7 protein-coding genes are annotated in these 14,091 nt (G+C 67.5%); all 7 read right to left on the bottom strand.

The window, feature by feature from the left end:
* Positions 1 to 420 carry a DUF2752 domain-containing protein gene (locus AB9O74_RS06230; RefSeq protein ID WP_176987976.1) on the bottom strand — a complete coding sequence of 140 codons (420 nt, stop codon included), beginning with the start codon at positions 418 to 420 and terminating at the stop codon, positions 1 to 3.
* Complete coding sequence (locus AB9O74_RS06225) at positions 420 to 779, bottom strand: CD225/dispanin family protein (protein WP_176987977.1); 360 nt, start codon at positions 777 to 779, stop codon at positions 420 to 422. The genes AB9O74_RS06230 and AB9O74_RS06225 overlap by 1 nt, the downstream gene beginning before the upstream one ends.
* Before the next feature lie 115 nt (positions 780 to 894).
* Complete coding sequence (locus AB9O74_RS06220; protein ID WP_369348781.1) at positions 895 to 2,784, bottom strand: MFS transporter; 1,890 nt, start codon at positions 2,782 to 2,784, stop codon at positions 895 to 897.
* 171 nt (positions 2,785 to 2,955) lie between these two features.
* Complete coding sequence (yccS, locus tag AB9O74_RS06215; protein ID WP_369348780.1) at positions 2,956 to 5,133, bottom strand: YccS family putative transporter; 2,178 nt, start codon at positions 5,131 to 5,133, stop codon at positions 2,956 to 2,958.
* A gap of 89 nt (positions 5,134 to 5,222) precedes the next feature.
* Entirely contained in the window at positions 5,223 to 7,292 is a 2,070-nt protein-coding gene (locus tag AB9O74_RS06210; protein WP_369348779.1) for a TonB-dependent siderophore receptor, read from the bottom strand.
* Positions 7,293 to 7,617: 325 nt separating this feature from the next.
* A complete protein-coding gene (locus AB9O74_RS06205; RefSeq protein WP_369348778.1) occupies positions 7,618 to 10,743 on the bottom strand; it encodes an efflux RND transporter permease subunit in 3,126 nt (1,041 codons plus the stop codon).
* A gap of 34 nt (positions 10,744 to 10,777) precedes the next feature.
* Positions 10,778 to 14,017 carry an efflux RND transporter permease subunit gene (locus tag AB9O74_RS06200; RefSeq protein WP_369348777.1) on the bottom strand — a complete coding sequence of 1,080 codons (3,240 nt, stop codon included), beginning with the start codon at positions 14,015 to 14,017 and terminating at the stop codon, positions 10,778 to 10,780.
* Positions 14,018 to 14,091: the final 74 nt, after the last annotated feature.

Below are 14,091 nucleotides of genomic sequence, written 5' to 3'. Positions count from 1 at the left end.
TCAGCCCGGCGCCAACCAGGTAAAGGGAACCCACGGCAGGTTGCGTGCGATCCAGTACGCGGGCAGCAGGATCAGCCAGAAGGCGGGCTTCATCAGCAGCGTGATCAACGGCTGCAGCGCGCGTGGCCGCCAGCCCAGCGCCCAACCGATCACCAGCGGGGCGATGGCCAGCATCAGCATGGCCAGGGGATTCATCGAGAACGCGGTGACCACATCGCCATGGGCCAGCGCGTGCAGGGCACGCGTCAGCCCGCAGCCGATGCAGTAATAGCCGGTGACCGCCAGAAAGCTGCACGGCGGGAACGGGCTGCTGGCGCTGTTGGGGTCGTAGTGCCGCAGCACCCAGAACCCCGCACCGGCCGCCACTGCGGCCGGTGGCAGCAACGCCAGCAACCAGCGCTTGCCGTGCAGCGCAGGCATCAGCTGTTGCTTTCGATCTGCTGCTGGAACTGCTGCATCTGCTCCATGTAACCGTCCACGCCCATGAAGGCGAGCGAGATCACGAACAGCACGACGCCGGCGATCAGGAAGCCGGTGGTGACCCACGCCCAGATCTTGGCGTTCTTGGAGGCACGACGCGCGCCTTCCAGGTCACCCTGGTTGAGCAGGCCGTTGACCTTGCTGGCGAACACGATCGCGACCACGCCGGTGACGATGCCCGGGAAGCTCAGGCACGACAGGCAGCACACGAAGAACGCCAGGATGGTGACGACGATCGACCAGATCAGGTGATTCGGAACGCTGCCCGGGGCGGGCGGCAGGGGGGCGGTGGCATTCATCAGCGAAGCTCCATTTGCTTGGGTGGGTGTATCAGCGCGGGCGAGGTGCCCCGGGCGGTAATCTAACCGATGTACCTGCGTCCATGTATACGGTTACACGCAGGCAGGGCAGGGCTCACGCCTGATCGCCCCGAAGCTGCCTGACCTGCGTTTCCAGCATCGGGGCGGTCGCGGCATCGCCAGGGATCGGCGCGGACGCAACCACCTCGACATGCGCACGGAAGCGGCGGGGCACGCGCATGCGGCCCAACCGCGTGTCGCGCCGGCTCCACATGCTCGACCACATCCCGCGCAGCGCCATCGGCACCACGGGGACCGGGCGGCGCTCCAGGATCTTTTCCACGCCCGACTTGAACGCGCCCATCTGACCATCGCGGGTCAATGCGCCCTCGGGGAAGATGCAGACCAGCTCGCCCTCGGCCAGCGCCTTGTCCACTTCGTCGAACGCGGCCTGCATCAGCGCAGGATCCTCGCGCGCGCCGGCGATCGGGATCGCCTTGGCGGTGCGGAAGATCCAGCGCATCACCGGGATGTTGAAGATCTTGTAGTACATGACGAAGCGCACCGGCCGCGGGATCGTGGCCGACAGGATCAGCGCGTCCATGTAGCTGACGTGGTTGCACACGATCAGCGCCGCGCCCTCGTCCGGCACGTGGGCCTCGATCCCGTGCGGGCGCAGCCGGTACAGCGCACGCACCATCACCCAGCTGAGGAAGCGCATCAGGAATTCGGGCACGATCGTGAAGATGTAGATCGCCACCACCGCGTTGGCGATCGCCAGCGCCAGGAACAATTGGGGAATGGACCAGTCCAGCACGCGCTGGGTCAGCAGGCCAAGACCCGCCGCCAACACGATGAAGCCGGAGTTCTGGATGTTGAGCGCGGCGAACACGCGCGACATCTCCGACTTGGCGGTGCGGCTCTGGATCAGGGCGAACAGCGGCACCACGAAGAAGCCGGTGAACAGGCCGATGCCGATCAGGTCGATGATGATGCGCACGCTGCCCGGCGCCTGCACGAACTGCCAGATCGACAGCCCGGCGGCGGCCGATTCGCCGACGCGCGCGAAGTACAGGTCGAGCATGAAGGCGGTCATGCCGAAGGCGCCCAACGGCACCAGGCCGATCTCCACGGTCCGCCCGGACAGCTTCTCGCACAGCAGCGAGCCGGTGCCGGTGCCCAGCGAGAACAGCGCCAGCGCGAAGATGTACAGCGTGGAGCCGCCGCCCAGGTTCACCTCGGCATAGGTGGGCAGCTGCGAGGTCAGCATGGTGCCGACGAACCAGAACCACGACACGCCCAGGATCGCGTTGCGCACGGCCTTCTGCTTCTTGGCCATGCGCAGCACCGCCAGTGACTCGGGCAGCGGGTTCCAGTTGATCTTCAGGTCCGGCGCGCCGGCATCGACCTTGGGAATCATCCGCGCGGTGAGGTTGCCCGCGATGGCGAGCACGATCACTGCCGTGGCCGCCACGATCGGACCGTGGCTTCCGGCCAGGGTGAAGATCAGGCCGCCGGCGATCATGCCGGTCAGGATCGACAGCGAGGTGCCCATCTCGACCAGGCCGTTGCCGCCGGTCAGTTCCTCGGGCTTGAGGATCGACGGCAGCACCGAGTATTTCACCGGCCCGAACAGGGTGGACTGCATGCCGGTGCAGAACAGCGCGACCAGCAGCACCGGCATGCTCTCGGTCAGGAAGCCGAGCGCGGCCAGCGACATGATCGCGATCTCCATGGTGGTGGTGATCACGATCAGCCGCGATTTCTCCAGCTTCTCCGCGATCTGGCCGGCCAGCGCCGAGAACAGGAAGTACGGCAGGATGAAGATCGCCGGGGCCAGGTTGGTATACAGCGAGCGCTCTTCGATCGGCGTGCCGAGGAAGAACAGCAGCGCGATGATGGCCTGGCGGTAGACGTTGTCGTTGAACGCGCCCAGCGACTGGACGATGAAAAACGGCAGGAAACGGCGTTGCCTGAGCAGAGCGAACTGACTATGGCCGGACATGGAGACTCCTTGCGAACCGGCGCAGCCTAGCATTCTCCCTGTTGGCGCAGCATGGCAGCGCCGCGGAATGGTGCAGGCAGCCCCCGGGCTCGGGTGGCTCACGACCGTTGGTCGTGAGACGTTCCATGGGTCGTGAGACGTTCAACATCCGTATCGACCAACGGTCGATACCTACCGCAGCGTGCGCGCGGCCTCGTTGGCGGCACCGCGCAGCTTGGGCAGCAGGCGCAGCATCAGCCCCATCTGGGTGCGGATCAGCTGCAGCTTGGGCGGCATGTCGTCCGGGATCTGCTCCAGCTGCTCGGCCAGGGCGCGGTCGCCGTCGTTGGCGTCCTCGGCCACCGGCTCGCGCTGCTGCAGCGCGCTGGCGATCTGCTGCATCGCCTGTTCGACGCGTTCCCCACCGGACAGCGCCAGCGGATCCTGGCCGTAGCTGTCCAGCTGGGTGCGGTGGGCGCCCAGCGCGGAGAGATGGCCGAGCAGGGTGTTGGACAGCGCCAGGAAGCGGAACCCGGCATCCAGGTTGCGGCGCACGTGGCCGGGCTCGCGCAGCATGTTCGACAGTGCCGTGGACAGCGCCGCGTCTGCGTTATGCATGTCGCGCCGCGCGATCCGGTAGGCCAGATCGTCCTGCATGCCGCTGCCGTACTGGCCGAGCACCGCGTGCAGGTACTTCGCGCAGTTGTCGAGCACGCGGGCCATCACCAGGTTCAGGCGGCGACCCTGCCAGTCGGGCAGGATCAGGAACGCGGCGGCGGCGGCGATCGCGCAGCCCAGCAGCGTATCCACCAGCCGCGGCCAGATCAGCAGGAAGCCATCGCCGATCAGGTTGAAGCAGGTCAGCGCCATCACCGTGATCGCCGCCGAGGCCACCAGGTAGCGATCGCTGCGGGTGAAGAAGAACAGCAGCGCCGAAAGCAGCGCGATCAGCAGTTCGATGCGCAGGTCCTGGAACAGCTGCATCAGCGCCCAGGTCAGCACCAGGCCGATCAGCGTGCCGGCGATCCGCTGCGCGAGCCGTTGGCGGGTCGCGCCGAAATGCGGACGACACACGAATACGATGGTCAGCAGGACCCACGAGCCGTTCTGGGCATTGAACAGGCGGATTGCGGCGAAACCGACGATCAGCGCCAGCGCCATGCGCAGGCCGTGCCGGAACAGCACGGAGCCGGGGGTGAGCTGCTGGCGGATGCGCACGCCCATTTCGCGCAGCGTGTGCGGGTTGGTATCGCGCAGGCGGGTATCGACGTTGTCCAGGGTGGACTCGGACTTCTCGGCCTCGGACAGGCGGCGTTCGATGCTCTGCAGGTTGTGGCCGAGCAGTTCCAGCGAGGCCAGCAGGCGCTGCCACTGCGGGTTGTGCTGGGCGCGCAGCCAGGTCAGTGAATCGGTGAGATCGGCGGTGGCCTGTTTGGTGCGCTCGCCGTACTGGAACGGCTGGCGCAGGCGGATGGCCTGGCCGAGGTTGGCGCAGGCCTCGCCCTGCAGCGCGAGCAGGCGCTGGCAGCGGTACAGCACGTCGCTGTGGAAGAACGCCTCGGTGAGCGCGCCGTAGGGATAGTGCGAGGAGCTGGCGCGTTCGTGGAAGTCCTGCGCCATGTAGTACAGCCGCAGGTACAGGCCGGACTGCACGCCGGGCCGGCCGGAGCGGCCGAACCGGGCCAGGATTGCGGTCTTGGCGATGTTCAGCGCCTCGACCACGCGCCGGTTCTGTTCGGCCAGCGCCAGCTGGCGCTTCTGCACGTCGGCATCGCGGACCGGTTCGAACAGATCGGCCTTGAGCTGCAGGTAACGGCCCAGTTCCAGGTACAGGCGTGCCACGCGCTCGCGCACCGGCCGATTGGCGAACAGGGCCGTCCACAGGATCGAGAGCAGGGCGTACCAGACCGCACCGGCCAGCAGGTGGCTGACCGCGTTGATCGCCTGGGACAGGTCGGCCGCGCCGTGCTGTTCCAGCCCGATCATGGTGTAGATGGCCAGCGTCACCGTGGCCTGCGCGATGGAGGCATAGCGCTCGCCGAGCGCGCCGAGCAGGGTCAGCCCGAAGGTGGCTGCCGCCAACGCGGTGATGAACCACCACGGATGCGGGAACAGCAACACCACCGCGGCCGCCGCGGCCACGAAGCACAGCAGCGACAGCGCCACCGATTTGATCCGCCCCCACCAGTTGTCGTCGGTCTCGGCGATCGCACTGGCGATGATGCCCAGGAACACGCCGGGCAGGGCGGTCAGCTGGTCCAGGTACCAGCACAGCCCCATCGCCGCGGACAGCGCGATGAACACCCGCAGGCCATAGCTGGCCTTCTCATGCGCCCACAGGCGGCTGACGCGGGTTTCGAACGAAGGCATGGCGACTCGGCGGAAGAGAGGCCGCCATTATTGCCGGTGCGGGGTGAAGGGGACACCTTCACCGCCGGCACTACCTGTGGGTTTTCCGGTTACATGTCGAAGCGCACGCTTACCGCGAAGGTCCGTGGCAGGCCCACGCCTGCATTGGACCAGTACGTCCGGTTGGCGAGGTTTTCCACGCCGGCGCGCCAGGTGACGGGGTGGCCGGCGGCCTGCATGCGGTAGCCCACGCCCGCGTTGACCAGCGTGTAGTCGGGCAGCTTGAGGGTGTTGTCGGCGTCGTAGTAGACGTCGCCGTAGTAGCGGGCCAGTGCATACACGCTCAGCCCCTCGACCTGCGGGACGCTGTAATCGGCATGCAGCACGCCCTGCCAGCGGGCGGCGCCGGCGGTACGGTTGCCTTCCTGGGCGGCGCTGCCCGGGGAGAGCTTGTCGTAGGTCGGGTCCAGCCAGGTGACGCCGCCGCCGAGGGTGAACGCATCGGTCAGGCGCACGTCGCCGCTGGCTTCCACGCCTTCGTACAGGGTGATGCCGTCCTGCACCAGCCGCTTGCCGGCGGAGGTGATCAGATCGATGTTCGCGCCACGCTCCAATCGGAAGGCGGCCGCATTCGCACTCCAGCGCGGATACTCGATCTTGGCGCCGATCTCGTACTGCTTGCTGATGGTCGGGTCGAGCACGTCACCGGCGTTGATGTAATCGCTGCCCACGCGGCTGCCGGCTTCCAGCGATTCGACGTAACTGGCATACAGCGTCACCGCATCGGCCGGCTTGTACATCAGGGCGTAGGTCGGGGTGACCGGATAGGTGTGGTACGCGCCCTTGTTCTCGAAGTCGTTGTAGCGGGCGCCGGCGAGCAGCGACCAGCCATCGGCGAAGCTGACGGTGTCGCTGACGAACACCGCCTGCTGCACGGTCTCGCTGCCGCGCGTCAGCACGCGGGAGCCCACCGCGTCGTGGCGCAGGGTCGGGCGCTGGTAGATGTTGCCGCGGCCGAGGGTGTTCCATTCGTACGGGCGGTCCCAACCCAGCCCGGTCTGGTGGGAGACGCCGGCAACGACCTGGTGCGACAGCGGGCCGGTCTGGAAGCGGCCCTGCACGAGGGCCTGGGCCAGCTTCCACTCGCTCTTGCCGCCGAGCTCGTAAGTGTTGACGTCGTAATCGCCGTTGACGTCATCGATGTAGGCGAAGATCTTGTTGACGTCGTTCCAGGAGGTGGTCACGCCATAGCTCAGGCTGGCCTTCCAGTCGCTGTTGATCTGCCAGTCCAGGGCGGTGGAGAGCAGGCTGGAGCGGGTGTCGTAGTAGCTGCCGTCGATGCTGTTGTCGATGTCGCCCGCAAGCGGGCGCGGCAGCCCGGTCAGGCCGATGAAGTAGTACTGCGGGGATTCGTTGCCCAGATCGCGCGACTGGAACACGCCATCGAAGGTCCACGTGAGGCGGTCGCTCAGGCGCGCATCCAGCGACAGCGCACCGACCTTGCGGTCCACGTCGCCACCGTTGAAGGTCTCGCCCTTCTCCTGGTACGCATTGAAGCGGTAGCCGAACATGTCCTCGTTGCCGAAGCGCCCGCCCACATCGACCTGGCCGCTGACGATGCCGGCCTCGCGCCAGCCCAGCTGCGCCGACAGCGTGGTGACCTCGGTGGGCTTCTTGGTGACGTAGTTGACGATGCCGCCGGGCTGGCCGAAGCCGTACATGAAGCCGCCCGGACCCTTCAGCAGTTCCACCTGCTCCATGACTTCCAGTGGCCACTCGGTGCCCCACGAGGACACCTGCAGGCCGTTGACGCGGTAGCTGTCGTAGCTCAGGTCGATGCCGCGGTTGCGGATCGGCGAGCTCCAGCCGCTGGCATAGGCGCTGACCTGGGTGACCACCGAAGGGTCGGTCAGGAAGGCCTCGCCGAGCGAGACCACCTGGCGCTTCTCGATGTCTTCCCGGCCCACCACCGAGATCGCGAACGGGGTGTCGCGCACGGCGCGGTCACCCAGGGCGCCGGTGTCGGTGTGGGTGCGTTCGGCGATGACCTTGATGGCATCCAGGTCGGTGGCGGAGCGCGCCCGGGCGCCGCCGTCGGGCGCGGACTGGGCATGGGCGGCGCAGGCAAGCGACAGCGCAACGGCCAGCGTGGCCAGGCGGGGCAGGGAGGACGACAGCATCGATGGGTTCCTTGGCGGACAGCACAACGCCGTCCGCGATCTACAGAGGGCGGGGGAGGGTCGATGGCTGGATCGCGCAGGCTGGCCGGGAACCGGCAGCGGGGACATCGCAGAGGGCGATGCAGGACCGTGGCTGGATGAGAATTGTTGTCGTTTTGTTACGTGGCGTCAAACCGGGGCGCACCTACCGGGCGTACCTGCCTGACGTACCGACCAACGGTCGGTACCTACCGGGATGCGACGTGGCATCGGTAGGTGACGACCGTTGGTCGTCACGCCGTAACGCGGCCGGGCCCCAACGCAGGTGCCGACCAACGGTCGGTACCTACCGGGCGATGGCGCTGCGCTTCAGGGCGCGCTTCTCGCGGCGCCGCGCCCGACGGGCCACCCAGCGCTCGCGCAGGCACGAGAAGATCACGTACAGCGCCGGGGTGCTGAGCAGGGTCAGGCTCTGCGAGAACAGCAGGCCACCGATCATCGCGATGCCCAGCGGGCGGCGCAGCTCGGAGCCTTCGCCCAGGCCGATCGCCAGCGGCACCGCCGCCAGGATCGCCACCATGCTGGTCATCATGATCGGGCGGAAGCGCACGATGCTCGCTTCGCGTGCCGCTTCCAGCGGGGTCTTGCCGTGCTCGCGCTGCGCCACCACCGCGAAGTCGATCATCATGATCGCGTTCTTCTTGACGATGCCGATCAGCAGCACCAGCGCGATCATCGAGATCACCGACAGCTCGGTGTTGGTGCCGTACAGCGCCAGCAGCGCGCCCACGCCCGCCGCCGGCAGCGTGGAGAGGATGGTGACCGGATGGATCAGGCTCTCGTAGAGCATGCCCAGCACCAGGTAGACGGTGATGATCGCCGCCATCACCAGGATCAGCATCGCCATCGGGTCCGAATCGAAGCCGAAGCCCGCGTCCTCGGCCAGGCGGATGTCACCGGGCATGCGCATGCCGTTGACCGTGCTGTCGATGATGGCCTTGGCCTCGCCCATGCTGGTGCCGGGGGCGAGGTTGTAGCTCAGCTCCATCGTGGTGTACTGGTTTTCGTGGGTGATCTGCGACGGTGCCAGCCCCGGCACCTGCTCGGCCACGGCCGTGATCGGCACCATCTCGCCATTGCCGGCGCGCACGTAGATCTGGTCCAGCGCCCCCGGTGTCGCGGTCTGTTCGGGCAGGGCGTTGACCACCACGCTGTACTGGTTGATGTCCGAGTAGATCGTGGAGATCTGGCGCTGGCCGAAGGCACCGTACAGCGCACCGTCGATCGCACCGACCGACACACCCAGGCGTGCGGCCTTGGCGCGGTCGATCACGATGTTCTGGCGCAGTCCGGCAGCGTCCACGTCGGTGCCGACGTCGGCCAGCTTCGGGTTCTTCTTCAGCGCGGCCTGCAGCTTGGGCAGCCACTCCTGCAGCTGGGCCAGGTCGTTGCCCTGCAGCGAGACCCGGTACTGCGCGCCCTGGCTGGCGCCACCGCCATCATTGCTGGGCAGGTCCTGGATCGCACGCAGGCGCAGCTGCAGGTCAGGGTAGCGGTCGGCCTTCGCGCTCAGGCGGGCCAAGGCCTCCGCCGTGGTCTCGCGGCGGCCGTCCTTGCGCGACTTCAGTTCGACGTTGAACTGCGCACTGGACCCCTGGCGGCCACTGCCCAGGCGCACGCCCACGGTCTTCACCGCCGGGTCGGCCATCAGCATGTCGGTGATGCGGCGCTGGCGGTTGACCATGTCTTCGAAGGAGACGGTCGCGCTGGAATTCGCGCGGCCCCAGATCAGGCCGGTGTCCTGGGCCGGGAACGCGCCCTTCTTGACCGCACCGAACAGGAACACCGTCGCACCGATCAGCAGCAGCGGGGTCAGCGACAGCAGCAGCGCGTGGCGCAGCGAGAAGTCCAGCAGCTTCACGTAGATGCGCAGCATGCGGTCGTGGCCGGCATCGAGCAGGCGGCCGAAGCGGCTCGGTGCGCCGGCATCGGCATGCGCACTCAGGAAGCGGCTGCACAGTGCGGGCGTCAGGGTCAGCGAGATGATCATCGAGACCACGATGGCCGCGACCAGGGTGACGGTGAACTCCCGGAAGAACGCGCCCATCATGCCCTTGGCGAACAGCAGCGGGATGAACACCGCCACCAGCGAGGCGGTGATCGAGACGATGGTGAAGCCGATCTCGCGCGCGCCGGTGAGGGCGGCCTGCATGCGCGTCATGCCCTCGTCGAGGTGGCGCATGATGTTCTCGATCACCACGATCGCATCATCGACCACGAAGCCGATCGCGATCACCAGCGCCAGCAGGCTCAGGTTGTTCAGGGTGAAGCCCAGCACGTACATCACCAGCGCCGCGCCGGCCAGCGACAGCGGCACGGTCACCGCGGCGATCAGGGTCGGCGCCAACCGGCGCAGGAACAGCGCCATGGTCAGCACCACCATCGCCAGCGCGATCAGCAGGGTGATCTGCACTTCATGCAGCGACGAGCGGATGGTCGGGGTGCGGTCGAAATACGGGGTCAGCGTGGTGCCCGGCTGCAGGTAGTCGCGCAGGGTCGGGATCTGCGCCTTCACCCGGTCCACGGTTTCCACGATGTTGGCGCCGGCGCGGGTGAACACATACATCACCACCGCGGGCTTGTGGTTGAACCATGCGGCCTGGTAGGCGTCCTGCTGTCCGTCGTAGACGTTGGCGATGTCCTGCAGGCGGATCACGCGGCCATCGTCGGCGGTCTTGATCACCAGCTGGGCGAAATCGGCCGCGCGCGCGACGGAGTCGTTGGCGATGATCGCGGTGGTGGTGTTGTCATCGGTGAGGAAGCCGGTCGGCGAGGTCACGTTGGCGGCGCGCACGGCGTTGCGCAGGTCATCGGCGGTCAGGCCGAGCGCGTTCATCAGGCGCAGGTTGACGTCCACGCGCACGGCCGGCGTGGAGGCCCCGGCGATATCCACCGAGGACACACCGGTGATCTGGCGGATGCGCTGGGCCAGCAGCGAATCGGCCACGTTGTAGAGGTCGTCGGCCGACTGCGTTTCCGAGGTCAGGGCGATCGCGATGACGGGGTCGTCGTTCGGGTTCGCCTTCTGGAACATCGGCGTGCCCAGCCCGGCGGGCAGGTCGGACTGCGCGGAGTTGATCGCGGTCTGCACGTCCAGCGCGGCCGAATCGATGTCGCGGTCGCTCTGGAAGATCATGAAGACCAGCGAGCTGCCTTCCGAGCTGGACGAGCGCATGCGGTCGATGCCCGGCAGCTGGCCGAGGTGGCGCTCCAGCGGCGCGGTCACCGTGGAGGCCATCGTCGTGGCATCCGCGCCGGCCTGGTTGGCATGCACGAAGATCACCGGGATCTGGATGTTCGGCAGCGCCGACACGCCCAGCTGCAGATAGCAGATCACACCCACCACGAACAGGCCGATGGCCAGCAGTGCGGTGCCGATCGGGCGGCGGATGAACGGACCGGAGATGTTCATCGAACGCCTCCGCAGCGGTCTGCGGTGCTCATCATCACGCCTGCGGCTCCCGCACCGGTGCATGGCCGTGGCGCAGCGCGCGCTGTTCGCGACGCTGGCGCAGGCGCTCTGAGAAGCGTTCCATGTACAGGTAGATCACTGGCGTGGTGTACAGCGTGACCAGCTGCGACAGCAGCAGGCCGCCGACGATGGCGATGCCCAGCGGACGACGCAGTTCCGAGCCGATGCCGGTGCCCAGCGCAAGCGGCAATGCACCGAGCATCGCGGCAGCGGTGGTCATCATGATCGGGCGGAAACGCAGCAGGCAGGCACGACGGATCGCTTCATGCGCGTTGGCCCCGGTGCGGCGGGCCTCGATCGCGAAGTCGACCATCATGATGCCGTTCTTCTTGACGATGCCGATCAGCAGCACGATGCCGACGATGCCGTCCACCGACAGCGGCAGCCCGCACACCATCAGCGCCAGCAGCGCGCCGACGCCGGCCGGGGGCAGGGTGGAGATGATGGTGAAGGGGTGGATGTAGCTCTCATACAGCACGCCCAGCACGATGTAGATCAGCACCAGCGAGGCGAGCAGCAGCCACACCACGTCGGTCTGGCTGCCGGTGAACTCGGCGGCCTTGCCGATGAACTGCGCGTGCACCTGCGAGGGCATGTCCAGGCTGGCCTTGGTCTCTTCGATCGCCTTCACCGCATCGGACAGCGAGTAGCCGGGCGCGATGTTGAACGACACCGTGACCGCCGGCAGCTGCTGCTGGTGGCTGACCACCAGGGGGGTGCTGGTGACCCGGCCTTCGGCCAGCGCGGCCAGCGGGATGATGTTGCCGGCGCCGACCGGGATGCCGGTGTTCTGCGCGCCGATACCGGTGGCGGTGGACGAGTTGGACGAGGTCACCTGGCCGAAGTTGGTCGCATTGCTGCCGGTCAGTGCGCCGGCGCCGTTGGAGGCGACCGCCAGCTGGTTCATCAGCGCGGTGCTGGTGCGGAACTCCGGCGCCACTTCCAGCACCACGCGGTACTGGTTGAGCTCGGTGAAGATGGTCGAGATCTGGCGCTGGCCGAAGGCGTCGTACAGCGTGTCGTCGATGGTCTGCATCGGCACGCCGAGCACGCTGGCCTTGTCGCGGTCGATGGTCAGCTCGAGCGCGCGCCCCTGGTTGGACAGGTTGTTGTCCACGTCGGCCAGCTCCGGACGCTGGCGCAGCGCCTCGGTCATCCGCGTGGCCTGCAGCGCGACCTGGGCGCTGTCCACGTCCGACAGCGAATACTGGTACTCGGTGGCGGCCACGCGGGTATCCAGGGTGACGTCCTGCACCGGCTTGAGGTACAGCGCCACGCCGGGGATGCCGGCCACGGCCTTCTGCAGGCGCGGCAGGATTTCATCAAGCCCGTCGCGGTCGCCGCGCTCCTTCAGCACGATCGACAGCTGGCCCTGGTTGAGCGTGGGGTTCATGGTGCCGGCGCCGATGAAGGCCGACACGCCGGTCACCGCCGGGTCGCCGCGCAGCGCTTCGGCCACGGCCTTGGTGCGCTGCTCCATCTGCGGGAAGGCGATGTTCTGGTCGGCCTGGACCACGCCGGTGATCAGGCCGGTGTCCTGCTCGGGCAGCAGGCCCTTGGGGATCACGATGTAGAGCACCACGGTCAGCACCAGTGCGCCGGCGGCGACGGCCAGGGTCAGCGGCTGATGCTCGAGCACCCAGTCCAGGCTGCGTTCGTACAGGCCGACGGTGCGCGACCACACGGTGGTCTTGCCGGACGCGGCCGCCCGCTCGTGCGCGTCTTCGCCTTCGGGCAGCGCATCGGGCTTGAGCAGGTAGGCGCACATCATCGGGGTGAGCGTCAGCGAGATCAGCATCGACAGCGTCACCGCGATGCTCAGCACCCAGGCGAATTCGTGGAACAACCGGCCGGTGACACCGGGCATCAGCAGCAGCGGCAGGAACACCGCCACCAGCGAGATGGTCAGCGAGAGCACGGTAAAGCCGATCTGCTGCGCACCGATCTCGGCCGCTTCGGGTCCGCTCTTGCCCTGTTCGATGTAACGCACGATGTTCTCGATCATCACGATCGCATCGTCGACCACGAAGCCGGTGGCCACCACCAGCGCCATCAGCGAGAGGTTGTCCAGCGACATGCCGGCGAATGCCATCACGCCGAAGGTGCCGGCCAGCGACAGCGGCACCGCCACCGAGGGAATGATGGTCGCCCACAGGCGGCGCAGGAACACGAAGATCACCGCGACCACCAGGCCGATGGTGAGGATCAGGGTGAACTGCACCTCATGCACCGAGGCGCGGATGGTCTCGGTACGGTCGTTGAAGATTTCCAGGTGCACGTCGGCCGGCAGCACGTTCTGCAGCTGCGGCAGCAGCGCACGGATGCGCTCGACGGTCTGCACGATGTTGGCGCCGGGCTGGCGGCGCACTTCCAGCAGCACCGCCGGCTTGCCATCGGCCCATGCGGCCAGCTGGTCGTTCTCCACGCCGTCGACCACGTTGGCCACGTCGGACAGGCGTACCGGGCGGCTGTTCTTGTAGCTGATGATGGTGTCGCGGTACTCGGCGGCGCTGGTCAGCTGGTCGTTGGTGCCGATCGAGTAGGACTGGGTCTTGCCGTTGAGCGAGCCCTTGGGCGCGTTGACGTTGGCCTGGGTCAGCGCGCTGCGCAGGTCTTCCAGGGTCAGGCCCATGTTGGACAGCTGCGCCGGATTGACCTGGATGCGCACGGCCGGGCGCACGTTGCCGGCGATGGAGACCAGGCCCACGCCCTGCACCTGCGACAGGCGCTGGGCGAGGATGGAGTCGGCGTAGTTGTTGACGTCGCGCAGCGGGCGCGTGTCGGAGGTGAGCTTGAGGGTGACGATCGCCGCGTCGGCCGGGTTCACCCGGTTGTAGACCGGCTGGTAGGGCAGCGAGGAGGGCAGGGTGGCCTGGCGGATCGCGGCCTGCACGTCCTGCGCGGCGATGTCGATGTCGCGGTCCATCGAGAACTGCAGGATGATCGTGGACAGCCCCGCCGACGAATCGGAGGTCATGATCTCCAGCCCGGAGATCTGCCCGAACTGGCGCTCCAGCGGCGTGGTCACCAGCGAGGCCATGGTGACCGCGTTGGCGCCGGGGTACTGGGTGGTCACCACCAGGCTCGGCGCATCGATCTCGGGCAGCGCCGACACCGGCAGCTGGCGGTAGCCGAGGATGCCGAGCAGCAGCAGGCCCGCCATCAGCAGCGAAGTGGCGATCGGGCGGCGGATGAAAATCGTCGAAAAGCCCACGGGCGGGTCCTTGCTGGTGCGTCGTGCTGCGGTGGATCAGGCGAACGCCGGCAGGTGCGCCGGCGTCAGGAACG

The sequence above is a fragment of the Stenotrophomonas sp. JAG2 genome, assembly GCF_041080745.1.
Classification (GTDB): Bacteria; Pseudomonadota; Gammaproteobacteria; order Xanthomonadales; family Xanthomonadaceae; genus Stenotrophomonas; species Stenotrophomonas maltophilia_AA.
This window is presented reverse-complemented; position numbering and strand designations above follow the sequence as displayed.

Coding starts and splice junctions, on each gene's coding strand:
- AB9O74_RS06230 (WP_176987976.1), bottom strand. CDS start 420: ATGCCTGCGCTGCACGGCAAGCGCTGGTTGCTGGCGTTGCTGCCACCG.
- AB9O74_RS06225 (WP_176987977.1), bottom strand. CDS start 779: ATGAATGCCACCGCCCCCCTGCCGCCCGCCCCGGGCAGCGTTCCGAAT.
- AB9O74_RS06220 (WP_369348781.1), bottom strand. CDS start 2,784: ATGTCCGGCCATAGTCAGTTCGCTCTGCTCAGGCAACGCCGTTTCCTG.
- yccS (WP_369348780.1), bottom strand. CDS start 5,133: ATGCCTTCGTTCGAAACCCGCGTCAGCCGCCTGTGGGCGCATGAGAAG.
- AB9O74_RS06210 (WP_369348779.1), bottom strand. CDS start 7,292: ATGCTGTCGTCCTCCCTGCCCCGCCTGGCCACGCTGGCCGTTGCGCTG.
- AB9O74_RS06205 (WP_369348778.1), bottom strand. CDS start 10,743: ATGAACATCTCCGGTCCGTTCATCCGCCGCCCGATCGGCACCGCACTG.